Below are 15,554 nucleotides of genomic sequence, written 5' to 3' on the forward strand. Positions count from 1 at the left end.
AGATCTGTGATGCCAGAGTTATCGAGGGCAGCACCCCCGGCATCTACTAGGGTCAGGTCTTGCATCCGGGCATTATTATCATATTATTATCACTATATGATATAACTATGCTGTACCAACGTGTACAGCTTTCAGAAATTCTTCCTATATAGCATACAAAATTCTCTAAATTAGTCATTTTATTAATTACTAACGATCTTGTAAATAACCCACAAGTTGAAGAAGTGTGGTACGTCCCCCTGCGTTTACCAGCTGTATATGGCTTCCAGCGATGATGAGAATTCCGAGGAAGATTCACCCGATATATGGTTTTGATTCCGCGTCCACCTATTGCCGACATTTCCGTGTATTTCAAGGAAATCCACCGGGTACCATCCAAGGTGCAGATTTGCGCCGGTAAGGTATTCAACTGTTCCAGAAGGAAATTTTCCCCCGGTGGCGGCCGAATCAGGCCAGCCTTCCTGAACGGTTCCCTCCCCATGTCTTGTGTGGTCGAAGGTGGCTTCGACAAGAAGGGGCCAGCTGGCTGAGGTTCCCAGAGACAGCGTTACCCTATCGGCATCGGGCCCCAGTTCCGAACCAATTATTTCTCCATGGTGAAGGTAATAATTGCAGGGCCTTCTCTGACTGTATACGAACCTGTCTATTCTTGTGTACTCGATTACGGTTCCCAGATCAAAGGAGCTGAGATAAGCGGACAGTCCCGTTGTCCAGCCCAGCTTATTCGGTCTGTTGCCCGTGTTTTCGTACTGAATATCATCGATCAGCAGTTCTCCGTAGGCTTCCATTCCCCTGAAGGGTTTCCATGATGCGTCGAAGCTGAAAAACGCGTTGTCATCCAGCCTTTCATTCCATTGAACAGGATACCATGGAATGACTGGATTCATATACGCGAAATCGAGCCCTCCGGATTTAAAAATAATGGATTCACTAAGACCTATCCGTAAATTGTCTCTTGGTGAGTAATCCAGTCGGTGCGCGGCAAGGTATGTCCCGGAATCGCTGTCGATAGTTGATGTAAATCCTGTGAATGTCAGCGTATTGCACAGGTTGAACTGAACTTTAAGCATATCCAGAGAAGGGCTGTTGTTCGAGATCAGCAATTGCGTAAACCGACCGGGGCCCCATCTCTGGGGAATTCGTCCGAAACTGAGTGCGATGGTTTGATTGTTCCACTGGAGGTAACCCCAGTCCACGTAAAGGTGTCTTCCCTTCTCCGTGCCCCTGTGAAAAGGGGAGGAGTAATCGGGCGGGTTTTCGTCGGAGCCCGTCCATATGGAGAGTCTTTCGTCAAGATACAGACCTGGAAGTATATCGACGAAAAGACGGGCAGTGAGTCCTGCCCTGGTCTCGAGGCTGTCCGAGTAATCAAGTATTTCCCCGGCCGCTGTTCCGGTAAGGTATAATCTCCGGGTATCGTTCTTCAGTTCTTCCGGTGAAGAACTTCTGCTGAAAAGGATTCTTTTGATATCATCCAGCGATTCCGTGGTTGTGATGCAATCATGAAGGAAAGGTGAATTAATCAGCGGGAAGGTGCCAGGGAGCATGGCTTCCGATTCCGTTTCAAGCATATATAGCCACCAGTTGAGAGGATCCTGAAGCGGTAGCCCTGTCTGATGAAGCATCGTTCCCATTAATAACGTTGCCGCTATTACTGCTGCTGTCATTGATTATCCTTCCTCTTCAATTCTACGACTGTCTCAACATGATCCGTTTGCGGAAACATATCAACAGGTTGCAGCCCGGCAACAGCCCATCCACCATCACATAATATCCTGAGATCTCTTGCAAGGGAAAAGGGGTTGCAGCTTACGTAGATTATTTTTTTCGAAATGACCCTTCGCAAAAGCCGTGAGACCCTTATGCCCAGCCCCCCTCGCGGCGGATCAACTATGACCGTATCCCAGATGTGTTTCGATCTCACCGTATCGAGCAGGTAGTGTCTTGTCCTGCTGGTGACAAAACGAACACCTTTTACTCCGAAATACTCGGCTGCATCGTTTCCGGACGCGGAGGAGTCACCATTCAGTTCAACGGAGATCACTTCCGCGCCCCCGAAGGCAAGAGGTAGCGCGAATGTTCCGCATCCTCCGTAAAGGTCCAGAATTTTCCCGCCATTTCCGCATAATCCGATCACAATTGAAATGATAATATCAGCGCAACCGGTATTCACCTGAAAAAAAGCCCCCGGTTTAATCGGATAGGTAAAGCTTCCCAGAGTTTCATGGATTACCGATCCCGATGGGTCAACGATCCAGTTTCCCTTGTCTTTCCATGCCGTAATGTAAGAATCATCCGCAAAAGAAAGCTTCGCGGCCGGGGAGCCTGATAATTCTATCATAACTTCGCCGGTTCTGTCAGATGCCCTTACCGATACTCTTCGGTAACTATCCAGCTGCTTTTCAGAAACTTTTTCGAGTGCTTCCTGCCCCGTTCCGTTGAGCAGCGGGCAGCCATCAACTTCCATGGGGTTTCCCCTGAAGCGGTGAAGGCCGGGCCTGCCGTTGACGATGTCAAAGGAGACCCGGTTACGGTAACTGGTTATGAGAGGTGAAGGAATGACATCGTTCATAAGTTCAGGAGAATATGGGATGTCAGTCTTCGAAAGTGCTTTTTCTATCCATTCCCGTTTCCAGAAAAGTTGCCTGGAATACTCCAGATTCTGAAGGGAACAACCGCCGCAATCACCAAAATAGCTGCAGAACGGTTCCCTTCTGTAGGGGGATATTTCAAGAATTTCCAGAGGATCCGCTTCAAACCAGCCCTTTTTTTCTCTGCTTATTCTGCATCTTGCCGTTTCTCCGGGGAGGGCGCCTCGGACAAATACTGTTTTCCTGTTCTCACAGGAGGAGATTCCGCCCACCCTGTTGCCAAGGGCGTTTATCGCAACTGTAACCTCCCCGTTCATCAGTATACACCCTTATCGAAATTCCTTTGTTTCCTGTGCCATTCTTTTCTCCAGGAAGTGTAATGGTGCTCTTCAACAGCCATCCTTATCCTTCCCATGAGTACTGAGAAGTAATGGAGATTGTGAAGCGTCGCGAGGATAGGCGCAAGCCATTCCTTCGCTGCGAAAAGATGTCTCAGGTAAGATCTTGAATAGGTGGTGCAGGTATAGCACTGGCATCCCGGCTGAATCGGTGCCGGATCGTTTCTGAAACGGGCGTTACGTATGTTGATATGTCCTCCCGGAACGAAAAATGCGCCCCCCCTGGCGTTTCTTGTGGGAACCACACAATCGAACATATCCACTCCAAGGGCTACAAAATCAACAAGGTCTTCCGGTTTACCCACTCCCATAAGGTACCTTGGTCTGTCTTCAGGGAGGTAGTCAATACAGGATTTGACCGCTTTCATCATCATGTTTCTTGATTCCCCTACAGCTACACCTCCTATTGCGTACCCGTCGAATTCCATCTGAGAAAGAGCTTCCGCGGATTTTCTTCTTAAATCCTGGAAACCTCCGCCCTGCACTATGCCGAAAAGCGCCTGCTGGCCTCCAGTATGCACTTTTCTGGCTTTTTCGGCCCATCTCAGTGTAAGACTGAGGGATTCCTCCGTTTGTACGCGATCGCTGGGCTGCTCCAGGCATTCATCAAGGACCATCATTATATCGCTTCCAAATACTGTCTGCAGTTCAATTACTTTCTCAGGCGTGAGAAGATGGCTGGAACCATCGATATGTGACTGGAAATGGTATCCCTCTTCTGAACGCTTTCTCAGCTTTGAAAGGCTGAAGAGCTGGAATCCTCCGCTATCTGTTAGGATGTTCCGGTTCCACGACATAAACTTGTGAAGACCCCCGGCATTCGCGATTACCTCCACCCCCGGTCTGAGATACAGGTGGTAAGTATTTCCCAGAATTATCTGCCAGTTATCCTTGAGAAGGTCGGAGTTCCTGACGGTTTTTACGCTTGCCTGAGTGCCCACAGGCATAAAAGCAGGGGTTTCGACCTTTCCATGGGAGAGATTCAGCACGCCTCTTCGGGCTTTGCCAGATTTTCCCAGGAGATCGAACGAAGGAATGTGCTTCAGGTTAAAGCCCTTCAGGTTCAGGTTGTGAAGTGGAGGGAGGAATTTCTTCAATACCGTCAGGAGAATCATCGCTTTCAATACCTTCAGAGGATTCTGTGCTGTCTACAGTTACTACAGCGGTGCTGTCTTCGGTAACGCTGATGTCTGGAATCTCCTCCGTAACTGTTTCATCTGGAGGGGGAGGAATCGGGGTTTCTATTTCTGGAACACTGTCCTCCGCTGTCGGCAGATACAGAGAATCCAACTCTGGAATACTATCAATTTCCATCGAATCGACGGTTTCCAGTGAATCGACAGTATCCTGCGAATCAACGGTTTCTGTAGTATCAGCAACGAAAGTGGAATCGACCTGTTCAGAAATCGAATCGGAGGCTACAAGCCTCAGATCAAGAGATATCGAATCCGGCTGGGTGATCACTGTATCCAGCGCGATAGTATCTTCCACGGCAGGGGGTACAGAATCTTCAGTAATCAGAGTCCTTACGGAATCATCGCGAGTAGAATCCGGTTCGACAATGAGATCTTCCATTGTGATTGAGAGATCTTCCTCAAGCAATAGAATGGAATGATTCGGGTCAAGCATCCTTATCTGCTCCAGTTCGATCTGCAGGTCTTCCTCCATGTTGTTCCTGTAATACAGACTCGCCAGTCTGACATGAAATTCAAGACTGTCCGGATACATCGACATCATCTCAAGATAAGATGCAAGAAGCTCTCTTTCTCTTTCAGGAAGGTTGTGTATGGATGTAATCCTTTCTCCGGATCCGGTTTTTGAGAGTTTCGGAGGCATAAAAATAATCACAACTGTAACCATAAGGGAGACCACAGTGTAAGAGATCACTTTCATCAGGGCTTTTCTTCTGCTCCGGAATATTTCTTTCTCAGGTCTGGGGTCCATGTTAGTATCAAGGGGAACGATCTTCGTTCCTGAGACTATCTGCAAGATTGTTTTCCCGGTTCGAGGGACAGGTATCAGTCCCAGACCAAAAAGGAGTACAAGGGGGGGGGTCAGCAGAAGACGTATTAATGTCTGCCATTCGGAGGGGTTGAGTCCATCAAGGCCTATTTCGGCAAGGCCTAACGCCTCAAGAGGACATTGCCCTCTGGTTCCGGTTCGTGATTTTTCCAGCCACGCCAGTATGGTTACCGAAAACAAGTAGCTGATCGGCAAAAGTATGAACCAGTGTCCTGAAATAAGGTTTAAAACACTATCCATGAGGAGAGTCCAGGAAAGGATTACAGCAATTTCAAGAAAGTACAGTCCAGCCAGAAGCCTTACTTTAGGCGATATTCTGTTAAGCAGAGCGTGTTTTCTGGCGGTAACAGTCATTTTCTGGACTCCTGTTCAATCAGCATGGCGTCTCCGTAACTGTAGAATCTGTAGGATTCATCTATGGCATGACGATAGGCCCTCATCATGAATTCATATCCCATGAACGCTGCAACAAGGCATAAGAGAGAACTCCCCGGAAGATGAAAATTAGTTATCAGAGCATTCACGTTCCTGAATCTGTATGGAGGGAATATAAAGATTTCTGTCTCTCCTGATAATGAGTCTCTGGATTCTATATCAATAGATTCAAGAACCCTGGTGGTAGTAGTTCCAACAGCCACTATTCTTCCCCCCGCCTGTCTTGTATTTCTTATTGCCGACAGAGTTTCCGCGGAGATGAAGTACTCTTCCGGCTCAAGTCTGTTCTCTTCCAGAATTTCCCGGCGAAGTGGCTGAAAGGTACCCGGGCCAACATGCAGAGTTACATGGGCATTGTCTATTCCAGCGTTCTGAAGGTCGGCAAGAAGATCGGAAGTGAAATGGAGTCCTGCTGTGGGAGCTGCTACCGCACCGGTTTCTGACGCGAAGACGGTTTGATATCTGATATCATCAAGCTCCTCAGGATTCCGTTTAATGTATGGAGGCAGGGGTACCTGTACTGTTTCCCGGAGCTTTTGCTCGGTATTCTCTCCGTGGTTGAAACTCACAATTGCTCTGCCATGATCCAGACGCTTATCCACAACACATTGCAGGCCGTTTGCGAACTCAAGCTGCATTCCAGGTTTTGCAGCTTTACCGGGACGGACAATTGCTTTCCAGGAGTTCGTATCCAGTTTCTTAAGTAGAAAAATTTCCGCTTTGCCGCCCGTTTCTGCCTTCCTGCCCGAAAGCCTCGCTTTGAAAACTTTTGTATTGTTCAGTATCAAAAGGTCACCGGGAACAAGGAAATCAGAGAGTCTGCTGAAAAACGTGTCTTCGAAACTGCCTTTGCTGATATCAGCGGCCAGAAGCCTGCTGCTTGTCCTGTCATCAAGAGGTTTTTGAGCGATAAGTTCTTGAGGAAGAGTGTAATGCATGCTTGATAGAGAAAGAATTTTTCCTTTCATCAGGATACAGGAAGCCGGACTGTGAACCAGGTACCAAATCCCGTTTTACTGCGAACACTGACAGTGCCGCCCATCTGCTGAGCGAAACTCTTCACTATGGTCAAACCTATTCCAAGTCCTGTTGTTTTTCTACCGAAATTGCTGCCGGTGTAGAACCTGTCAAACAGGTTTGGAAGATCTACAGAGGAAATCCCTTCTCCAGTATTGAAAACCTCAAGTACCCAGTGATTAGCACCATCCAATCTGACTTCTATTCTGACGGATCCCCCGGGTTTATTGAACTGTATGGCGTTGTTAACCAGATTTCCGATAATCTGTTCCAGCCTTGATCTGTCAAAGGATGCGGTAAAAGGTTCAGAAGGTAGTTCAGCGCTTACTTCAACATTCTGACTTCTGCCTTTCTCTGAAAGAACGGGAAGCAGTGAAGAAACCACATCAGAAGGTCTGGCCCAGGATGTATCAAGGTTTTCGTCGCTCAACTCGATCTTCATAAAATTCAGCATTCTTTCTGCATATTCAACCAGGTTTATCAGAGCGATATTCATCGAGTTGAGTGATTTCCTCTGATCAGGAGTCAGTTTGCCAAGTTTTTCTGAGACAAGGAGGTCTGTATGACCTCTGAGAGTTGTGACGGGCGCTCTCATACGGTAGGAAAGACTCATCAGAAGATCATCCAGTCCGTGAATTTTCTCGCCTGTTTTTTCCTTACTCTGTATATCCGCTTCATCCCTTATCCCTTTGCTGTCCTTAAACAACCACAGCGAAATCGCTGTACCTATCGTCTGAAGAAATCCTCCCAGAGGATATCCAAAGGCATCTCTTCGTGTACAGCCTATGGTCAGTGTTCCTGTGGTTTTACCATCACATACAAGTGGAATGGCCAATTCGCTTCTTGAAGACGGAAAAACGGAAGAAAATCTCTGATCGACTGCTGTATCGGGAACGTAACAAATCTCTGTGTGTGTATATGCCCACGAGGCAATGGATGGAATCTCTATTCGCAGAACACTGTGTTCATTCGTGATGCCGAAGGATTCCAGCTGATTAAGGACCGGTTCCCTGGCACTGATTGTATGGATAGCCAGATAATCCGCGCCTACAATTGATCCAATCTCACCGAGCACAGTCCGTACATCCCGCTCACGTCCCTGCAGCAGGATCATTAAAACCTGGATTGCGTTAAGAAGCTTTACTACCCCCTGAATGTGTTGGTTTGACTGTATGTATTCAGCCATCATTGGAGCAAGACCGAGTACGAGTTTTCCGAGAGGGTCGGAGCCACGGGAAGGCATTCCCGTAATCTTCAGATAAGCCTTGTCATGTTTCTGCTTTACGGGTATTGTAACATTATGTCCCAGCTTGTCTTCAGTCCATGAAACCGCTGTTTTTGCCTTGGGCTGTTTCTCCTGGGCAGGCAGAGCCATTTCACCTACCGTTATTCTTCTGGATTTTGAAACATATACAGCTCCCCTTGCACCGGTACCCACTCTCAGGAATTCCATAATACCTCGTGCTGATCCGTCATCCTGATTCGGGTCACGAAGAATATCCATCAGTTCATTAATTGTTTGGTTTGTGAGAACATTACCATCAGAACCCTCGATTTTCTCGGTTGGCACTAGAAAAATCAATAAGCTTTCTTTATCTGGCATGAAAAGGCTTGTCATTTCGAAATGCTGAGTGATATTCTCTGTGAGCGATATATCTGCCCTGAACTGAAAGGGGGCCACCGGGATATCAGTCTTGTTATTGTAGAGTGACGTTATTCTGTCCCTGTCCTCATTTGCAATCCAATCAAGGAAACCCATCTCAATCGGATCCTTTCCACCAACACTGGAAACGAAATGGGCAGCGTGACTGTTCATTGCGATAATGATACCATTTTCATCAAGTTTGATCGCAGGTATTGGAACAACTGAAAACAGAGTACGCATGAATTTTGAGTCATCCTGTTCGAATACGCTCATGGCCATTGATGGTGATGAGAATGATACTACGAGCAATTCCTTCATAACATCGGAATTCCTGAGGGAGATTACCTGAGACTTTCTGTTATTCTGTCCCTTCCTTGTCAGAACGGAAAAATCCCTGACCTGATATCCTGAAAGACATTTTGAACTGGCCGATAGAAAAGCAGTCATTGAAACCTGATCCAGAAAATCACCAAGGGATGAAAATTCGTATCCGGTGAATATCTTGCTGGCAGATTCAGTCATGGCATAGATTATTCCGGAGCCGTTGGTCAGAATGCTTGGTTTTCCTCCCTGTATGACTTCGAGCCATTCCTCAAGTTCCAGTTTTGAAGAACTCTTGAGCAGTATGACCCTTTCGTTATCGATACTTACAGATGAGGAAAGCCAGATCTGGTTCTCCAGCAGGATGGGAAGAGTTCCGTCCTCCATATTTGATAGTGCGTTAATTATGGCATCCCGATCTACCGGTATACGGTCAAGAAGATGCGATAACCCCTGAGATATCCAGCTGATGGCATTGTTGCTGAGTATCAGAGCACAGGACTTATCAGGAATTTGAAAATTGAACGAATTGTCTTTATTTGACACTTTTCACCTCACGTGTATACAATACAGCACTTGCAGGACGATAAACAATTTCTATATTAAAGACCAAGTCTTGAGGGAGGTCTACTTGGAAAGACAGTGCTTTTGTAAATGGAATATGTCTTCGAAGAACCGGGAAGATGCTATAGAGGAGTTGCTGAAAGAATTTCCTTTTCAGAGAACTACTAAGAATCTGCTTCAAACTGCCCTTGAAACCCGGGAACTGGCAGAACCAACGGTCGTACATGAAAACATTGCCATGCCGCACTGTCGGAGTATACTGGTAGATGATTTTATGATTGTCATCGGGAAATCCAGCACAGGTATTCCATGGCCGAAGGAAATAGTAAAAGTGATAATACTTTTTATCTCACCCGTTAAACCATCCGGACCAAGCGAACACATGGAGCTGATTGGACACCTTGCAAAAACTCTCCGTTCGGGGGGAGCAGAAAAAATCCTTTCAGCTGAATCACCATCTGAAGCAGTTTCAATTCTGAAATTCAGTTATAAGGGAAACCCCAAGGATGAATAGAGAGCTTGAAAAACTTATAAGTCTTCACGATCTCGATGTAATGATATCCGACCTCGCAAATAAGGACATCAGAAGGCAGGAAAAGAAGCTCGGGTTATCTCCTGCTTCTGCTGCGGACGAATTACAGAAGATGAGGGATGAACTGGCCTCGACAATCGCTCGTAAAAACAGGGATTTGTATGACCAACTTGCCGGGCATTATGGGAATGCTGTGGTCCCCGTTATCAACCATCGATGCAGTGGCTGTTTAACTCAACTGCCAACCGCGTTTTTTGCATCTCCAGATAAGAACGATCAGGTAGAAACATGCCCTTCATGCGGCAGGTTCATCTATTGGTCTGACTGAAGCCGACAATTTCTGAATGGAGATCTGAATATGGAACTGTCAAGTAGAATAGCTCTCACATACGATGATATCCTGCTTCTTCCGGGTAGATCAGAAATACTGCCATCCGAAGCTGATCTTGAAACCAGACTCGCCAGAAAGATATTTCTCAACATTCCTGTACTTAGTGCTGCTATGGATACAGTGACCGAAGCTGATATGGCAATAGCACTGGCACAGGAGGGAGGAATGGGAGTAATTCATAAAAACCTCTCCCCGACCAGCCAGGCAGTACATGTAAGGCGTGTAAAAAGAGCCGAAAGCGGTGTGATAGTAGATCCGGTTACTCTTGAAATTGATGCTGTTATTGCCGATGCTCTAGATCTTTCGAAGCAACACAGAGTTTCCGGGTTTCCGGTTCTGAAAGATGGTAAACTTGCCGGAATGCTGACCAACAGGGATTACCAGTTTGAGGTTGACACGTCAACACCTGTGAAGAAACTGATGACCCCATGGGAGAATCTGGTAACCGCTCCTCCCTATACGAATCTTGAAGAGGCTCTTATACTGCTCAGGGAACACAGGCTCGAAAAACTCCCACTTATTGACGACGAGCAGCATCTTATCGGTTTGATAACCGTAAAAGACATACACAATGCCATCAATTATCCCAACGCTTGCAAAGATTCATCAGGCCGTCTCAGAGCCGGAGCTGCTGTTGGTGTAGGGAACGATGCGATTTTACGATCACACCTTCTTGTTGAAGCAGGGGTTGATTGCCTATTTATCGATACGGCACATGGTCATTCGGTTAAAGTGCTTGATACTGTATTTGCGCTGAGGAAGGAATTCCCTGAAGTTGCCATCGTAGCCGGTAATGTCGTTACGGCTGACGCTACGGTTGATCTTATTAAAGCAGGCGCCGACGGGATAAAAGTCGGCGTGGGACCAGGATCCATTTGCACTACAAGGATTATTGCAGGAGTAGGATGCCCACAGTTTACAGCTGTTTACGAGTGCGCATCGGCTGCCTCAGAATACGATGTTCCGGTTATTGCAGACGGAGGTATCAAGTATTCGGGAGATATAGTTAAGGCCCTTGCTGCAGGTGCTTCATCCGTCATGATTGGAAGCCTTCTTGCCGGAATATCCGAAAGCCCCGGAGAAACAACAATCTATAAGGGCAGGAAATACAAGATATACCGCGGAATGGGGTCCATAGGAGCGATGAAGCGTGGCAGCGCGGACAGATATTTCCAGAATGATAGAACCGAGAAAAAGTTCGTTCCCGAGGGTATTGAAGGGATGGTTCCCTTTAAGGGTTCACTTATCGATTACCTGAACCAGCTCATCGGAGGTCTCAGGCAGGGCATGGGTTACATCGGAAGTCGCACAATTAAGGAGTTATCAGAAAAAGTACGAATAGTGAGAATCACCTCCGCCGGTCTGAAGGAAAGCCATGCCCATGATGTAATGATAACAAAGGACGCTCCTAACTACTCTACGGATGGACATGCTTACTGATCTGCTTTCAACTGTTGCCGAGGGCGGTAAGGTTATTCTGGAGGAGAAAAACTATCTCCTGGCAAGGGTTTCAATTGATGGAAAAGCTATGCTTGCCGAGATATGTAGAGGATCTTCCGGTGGATTGTCATCCTCAGATTGGCCGAAGGTAGAAGGGGTTCTACTACCCGATTCCCAGATTCATCCTGGAGGAGACAAAGGTATCAGGATCCTTCTTTATTCAATCCCCGATAACGCAGAATTATACATTGAAACGATTATGCGGGATGGAAGACTTCCAGAAACCGATGCAATGGAAACCGGTAAAAAAGTATTGAGTATTCTCAGAAAGATTCATGATGAAGGGTACCGAATAGGATATTTGGGACCCGAAAATGTTCTTAGAACAAGTGCAGGAGAACACTATATACTGGGCGGTGCAAGGGGTATTCCGGATACGCCTTTCTCTCCTCCTGAGGCCATTGGAAGAACTGTCGATGATCCGCGAAGCGATGTTTACGCTCTTGGCCTGCTGATGTTCAGGCTTATTGCCGGGAGTGACAACCGCGAGATCCAGGTTGAGGCATGGAACAATCTTTCAGGCAGAATGATTGAACTGCTTGAGAACATGGTTTCCCCTGATGCTGATAACCGGTTTCCCAATTTGTTGGTTCTTTCTACAGAACTGGAAAGTTTCGAACCCGACTGCGGAACACGGGTTTTTGAGGAAAGCGCCAAATGCAAACGTGCGCAGTTCAATAAAAAGAAATCATCTGTATATGTTTACATAGTAATAGCAGTTGCGGTAATTGCAGCGTTACTGTTGATCACTGATCCCGATGATGATCAACAGCGTAATCAGCGTATCGGTATAACTGATTCCAATGCACAAATTCAGGAGATCGATTCTATTGATGCTGAATCTCAATCTTTGCCGGAAGCAGTTGATATTCTTCATGGAGATGACTATGCCGAACCTGTGATCTGGATAAGCAATGGAACAGGCCAGCCCGGGAAAGCCAGTGAATTCCGACAGGGACAGGTATCGGAATATTCCAGTGTCTATACATGTTCGGGAAGTCTTCGCGGCAACTCAATACTCCTTGCCCGAAGGGAAGATCCGCGTCTCCCCCTTAATAATCAGGAAAGAATTTACCAAATCGCGGAGTTACTTGCTTCCAGGGATTCTACGATACAGATCGTACCTGTTGACATTACACTCCTTCTTGGCAGAGATCTTATCGACGACCAGATACCACCGGGTATTATTCTTCCGTTTTCGGACCCAGCTGGCACCCTGTACGTTGATATAGTGAACCACGGACTTAATGCTTCGTATGGGGGCTCCGGAGCCGCAACCTGGGTAAGGTCAGTTCTGAACAACAGAAGCATTATCCTGAGTGGAGAGGAATGGCTGATAGCTGTAGTAGATTTTCGCAATGGCGATATGCAGAACAATGAGCTGGGCATACCGGCCAGTCTGGAATCAACACTTTTCCTATACCGCAGGGATCTTCCTCTTCTAACCGAAGCAGAGGAGGAGATCAGGAAAGCATTTCTTGAAAACACTCCTGGTGATCTTCCAACAACTATTCTACCGGTTCCTCCGGATATCTGGATACTCCTCGGACAGTAAGAAGATCCGCATTTATCATTGACTTTTTTCGAAAATATCAGATATTAGCCTGAAAATTGTTTTTCTCCGGGGAGGACCTATGAAATATATCATCAATGGCAAAGTAGTTGATCCAATACATGGTGCTGGAGTAATTACGGAAATAACAGATCAAAAAGTTTCCGGAGAGATGTGTGAATGCGTGGTAATTGAGATAGTTGTGGGAAATAAGAGAGTGCTGGTACCTACAGAAAGCCTTGATGATGCAGAACTGAGACCGATTGTCTCAGGAGAAGAACTTGAGGATGCGTTACAGGAACTATTTCGTGAACCGGACGAACTGCCAAAGGACTGGCGGAGAAGAATAGAAAAACTAAAGGACAGAGTTCATTCGGGCGAGCCCAAGGAAGTCGCCAGGGCCATCAGAGACATTATTGCCAGATCAATTCTCAACAAAATGAATCCTTCCGAAAAACGCGTACTCAATGAAGCTATCAATGTGTTTGCCGGTGAAGTCGCCCTGGTCAGGGACATACGCAGTGACTCCGCTAAGGAACTTATCAGACGGTCTGCTCGGAGGGGTGTACAGGAAAACATAGAGGCGATTAAGGAAGGAGAGAAGAACAGGAAAGTCGCTAAAAAGGAGGAGAAGGCTAAGAAAGCAACTGCCAAGGTAGATACAGACAAGAAAAAAAAGACCGTGAAAAAAGTATCGAAATCAAAGAAAGATTCAGAAACTGGAAAAACCCCGAAAAAATCCAAAGCTAATAAATAATACATTTCAAATATAGGTGATGATCTTCTATAATGTACTCAACCAGAGAATCAGCTGAACTGGAACGGGTTCTTCTCACAAGAGCCTACATTGGTAACGAATCAGAAGAAACAGGATCCACACAGGAGATGATAGCTTTAATCGAGTCTGCCGGTGGTGTCGTTGCAGCACTGGAATCCCAGAAGCGAAAGGCTCCGGATTCAAAACTGTTCATAGGTAAAGGCAAGGCTGATCACCTGAGAAAAATTGCGCAGACGGAGAATTTGAGTACTATTGTCTTCGATCATAATCTCTCATCAGGCCAGGTATCAAGACTTGAGGAAGTAACGAACTGTAAAGTTATAGATCGTACAGAACTGATACTGGCAATATTCGCGGAACAGGCTCGAACAAGGGAAGCCAAACTGCAGATAGAACTCGCTCAGCTGCGATATGCTCTGCCCAGGCTTTCAGGTATGTGGCACCATTTTTCAAGACTCGGTGCCGGTATTGGAACAAGAGGTCCGGGGGAAACACAGCTTGAGATTGACCGTAGACGGGCGAGATCCAGAATATCATTACTTGAGAAAAAAATAGAGGAAGTCGAATCCCGCTGGCAGATTGTTTCTGCAGGGCGCAAGGGGATGTTCAATATTACCATCGTTGGATATACGAATGCCGGTAAAAGCACTCTTCTCAATGTACTGTGCAATACCGGGCTTTATACTGCGGACAAACCTTTCGCAACTCTTGATACTACTTCCAGACGGATGATGCTTCCTGACAGTTCCGAAGTACTGGTATCGGATACAGTGGGTTTCATAGAGAGGCTGCCCGAAACACTTGTCGCCAGTTTTCATACTACACTGGATGTAGCCAGAAAGGCAGACCTGTTGCTGGTTGCTGTAGACAGGTCAAGCCCCAGTAGAGGTATGCAAATTGATGTCGTAAGGAATACTCTCCAGCGAATAGGTGTTGATGAATCCGTACCAAGACTGACTGTATGGACGAAGTGTGACGCAGTTGATGATTTCAGGCATCCGAGGACTGGTGTTGCGATATCAGCATTGTCAGGATTCGGACTGGATAACCTCTTGAACAAAATCATGGGATTCAGAGACAGATCGCTTGACTGGTTTGAACTTGTGCTGAAATACCACGATAGCACAGTCCTGCACTGGCTTTACAGCAACTGTATCGTAAGAAATGTTATAGAAGAAGAGGACAATTCATCGAGGGTTCTTGCGGGAGCTTTAAGAGGTTATGATTCAATTGAGGGAAAGATGGATGAGACAGATCTGGTAAAGAGTTTTGTCAGATTGACAGAACCACCGGAAACAGTGCTTACAGGATAGAGTGTTAGATAATGTACGAAGACAGCGACGCAGAAAGACTGAAAATAATCCTGGATGACAGGCTCCAGAGCCTTCATGACCTGTACTCGGGAGATCTGATATCGAAGAATACCCTTTCCAGCCAGCTTTTGGAACTTATCGGTACCAGGGATGCAAAAGCATACTGGGATTACACCATGAAGAAGGATATCACCGCAAGGCGCATGTTGACTATGCTTGAAGATCCACAGCGGTGGAAAAAGGATTCTACATCACCAGAGGAGGATAGACAGCAAATACTTAAGGAACGACTTGCTGATGAATTCCTTACCAGTGAAGATTCTTCACGGGAATTACTTGAAATACTTCTTGATATTGCAAGCCTTCCATACTTTGAGTCAATTGTCTTTTCCAGAAACGGCAAGTCACCCGGAAAGAAATCAGGAGCTAAACTCAGCATACTGGACTGAGAACAGAACATAATACCGGATCTTCAGATTCCGGCGGGTTCAATCG

Annotated in this window: 13 protein-coding genes; 7 read left to right on the forward strand and 6 right to left on the reverse strand. The window is 46.4% G+C overall.

The window, feature by feature from the left end:
* Positions 1–245: 245 nt before the first annotated feature.
* The 6 genes from K8S15_01305 to K8S15_01330 are packed head-to-tail and all read right to left on the reverse strand — an operon-like array spanning position 246 to position 8,975.
* A complete protein-coding gene (locus K8S15_01305) occupies positions 246–1,667 on the reverse strand; it encodes a capsule assembly Wzi family protein (GenBank protein MCD4774671.1) in 1,422 nt (473 codons plus the stop codon).
* Positions 1,664–2,908: a hypothetical protein gene (locus K8S15_01310; GenBank protein ID MCD4774672.1), complete on the reverse strand. Its 1,245-nt coding sequence runs from the start codon at positions 2,906–2,908 to the stop codon at positions 1,664–1,666. Before K8S15_01310 ends, K8S15_01305 begins: the two co-directional genes overlap by 4 nt.
* Positions 2,908–4,104, reverse strand: a complete 1,197-nt coding sequence (gene tgt / locus K8S15_01315) for a tRNA guanosine(34) transglycosylase Tgt (protein ID MCD4774673.1) — start codon at positions 4,102–4,104, stop codon at positions 2,908–2,910. The genes K8S15_01310 and tgt overlap by 1 nt, the downstream gene beginning before the upstream one ends.
* Positions 4,037–5,365, reverse strand: coding sequence for a hypothetical protein (locus K8S15_01320; protein MCD4774674.1), 1,329 nt, complete (start codon positions 5,363–5,365; stop codon positions 4,037–4,039). Before K8S15_01320 ends, tgt begins: the two co-directional genes overlap by 68 nt.
* Entirely contained in the window at positions 5,362–6,384 is a 1,023-nt protein-coding gene (queA, locus tag K8S15_01325) for a tRNA preQ1(34) S-adenosylmethionine ribosyltransferase-isomerase QueA (protein MCD4774675.1), read from the reverse strand. The genes K8S15_01320 and queA overlap by 4 nt, the downstream gene beginning before the upstream one ends.
* 29 nt (positions 6,385–6,413) lie before the next feature.
* The gene (locus K8S15_01330; GenBank protein MCD4774676.1) at positions 6,414–8,975 is read right to left on the reverse strand and encodes a GAF domain-containing sensor histidine kinase; all 2,562 of its coding nucleotides are present in this window, start codon (positions 8,973–8,975) and stop codon (positions 6,414–6,416) included.
* An 85-nt stretch (positions 8,976–9,060) separates the two neighbouring features.
* Between K8S15_01330 and K8S15_01335 the strand changes: the two genes are divergently transcribed.
* From K8S15_01335 to K8S15_01365, 7 genes are all read left to right on the forward strand, one after another.
* Complete coding sequence (locus tag K8S15_01335) at positions 9,061–9,507, forward strand: PTS sugar transporter subunit IIA (GenBank protein ID MCD4774677.1); 447 nt, start codon at positions 9,061–9,063, stop codon at positions 9,505–9,507.
* Positions 9,500–9,853, forward strand: a complete 354-nt coding sequence (locus K8S15_01340) for a hypothetical protein (GenBank protein MCD4774678.1) — start codon at positions 9,500–9,502, stop codon at positions 9,851–9,853. The genes K8S15_01335 and K8S15_01340 overlap by 8 nt, the downstream gene beginning before the upstream one ends.
* Positions 9,854–9,883: 30 nt before the next feature.
* Positions 9,884–11,356 carry an IMP dehydrogenase gene (gene guaB, locus K8S15_01345; protein MCD4774679.1) on the forward strand — a complete coding sequence of 491 codons (1,473 nt, stop codon included), beginning with the start codon at positions 9,884–9,886 and terminating at the stop codon, positions 11,354–11,356.
* Entirely contained in the window at positions 11,346–12,971 is a 1,626-nt protein-coding gene (locus tag K8S15_01350; GenBank protein ID MCD4774680.1) for a hypothetical protein, read from the forward strand. Before guaB ends, K8S15_01350 begins: the two co-directional genes overlap by 11 nt.
* Positions 12,972–13,050: 79 nt before the next feature.
* Complete coding sequence (locus K8S15_01355) at positions 13,051–13,725, forward strand: hypothetical protein (protein ID MCD4774681.1); 675 nt, start codon at positions 13,051–13,053, stop codon at positions 13,723–13,725.
* Positions 13,726–13,757: 32 nt separating this feature from the next.
* The gene (gene hflX / locus K8S15_01360; GenBank protein ID MCD4774682.1) at positions 13,758–15,059 is read left to right on the forward strand and encodes a GTPase HflX; all 1,302 of its coding nucleotides are present in this window, start codon (positions 13,758–13,760) and stop codon (positions 15,057–15,059) included.
* An 11-nt stretch (positions 15,060–15,070) separates the two neighbouring features.
* Positions 15,071–15,508 (forward strand): hypothetical protein, encoded by a 438-nt coding sequence (locus K8S15_01365; protein MCD4774683.1) that lies wholly within the window; start codon positions 15,071–15,073, stop codon positions 15,506–15,508.
* Positions 15,509–15,554: the final 46 nt, after the last annotated feature.

It is taken from the genome of Candidatus Aegiribacteria sp. (assembly GCA_021108005.1).
Taxonomy (GTDB): Bacteria; Fermentibacterota; Fermentibacteria; order Fermentibacterales; family JCC-6; genus Aegiribacteria.

What these genes read in the sequence shown, in the direction of transcription:
- K8S15_01305 (MCD4774671.1), bottom strand. Translation starts at nt 1,667, where the DNA reads ATGACAGCAGCAGTAATAGCGGCAACGTTATTAATGGGAACGATGCTT.
- K8S15_01310 (MCD4774672.1), bottom strand. Translation starts at nt 2,908, where the DNA reads ATGAACGGGGAGGTTACAGTTGCGATAAACGCCCTTGGCAACAGGGTG.
- tgt (MCD4774673.1), bottom strand. Translation starts at nt 4,104, where the DNA reads ATGATTCTCCTGACGGTATTGAAGAAATTCCTCCCTCCACTTCACAAC.
- K8S15_01320 (MCD4774674.1), bottom strand. Translation starts at nt 5,365, where the DNA reads ATGACTGTTACCGCCAGAAAACACGCTCTGCTTAACAGAATATCGCCT.
- queA (MCD4774675.1), bottom strand. Translation starts at nt 6,384, where the DNA reads ATGCATTACACTCTTCCTCAAGAACTTATCGCTCAAAAACCTCTTGAT.
- K8S15_01340 (MCD4774678.1), top strand. Translation starts at nt 9,500, where the DNA reads ATGAATAGAGAGCTTGAAAAACTTATAAGTCTTCACGATCTCGATGTA.
- guaB (MCD4774679.1), top strand. Translation starts at nt 9,884, where the DNA reads ATGGAACTGTCAAGTAGAATAGCTCTCACATACGATGATATCCTGCTT.
- K8S15_01350 (MCD4774680.1), top strand. Translation starts at nt 11,346, where the DNA reads ATGCTTACTGATCTGCTTTCAACTGTTGCCGAGGGCGGTAAGGTTATT.
- K8S15_01355 (MCD4774681.1), top strand. Translation starts at nt 13,051, where the DNA reads ATGAAATATATCATCAATGGCAAAGTAGTTGATCCAATACATGGTGCT.
- hflX (MCD4774682.1), top strand. Translation starts at nt 13,758, where the DNA reads ATGTACTCAACCAGAGAATCAGCTGAACTGGAACGGGTTCTTCTCACA.
- K8S15_01365 (MCD4774683.1), top strand. Translation starts at nt 15,071, where the DNA reads ATGTACGAAGACAGCGACGCAGAAAGACTGAAAATAATCCTGGATGAC.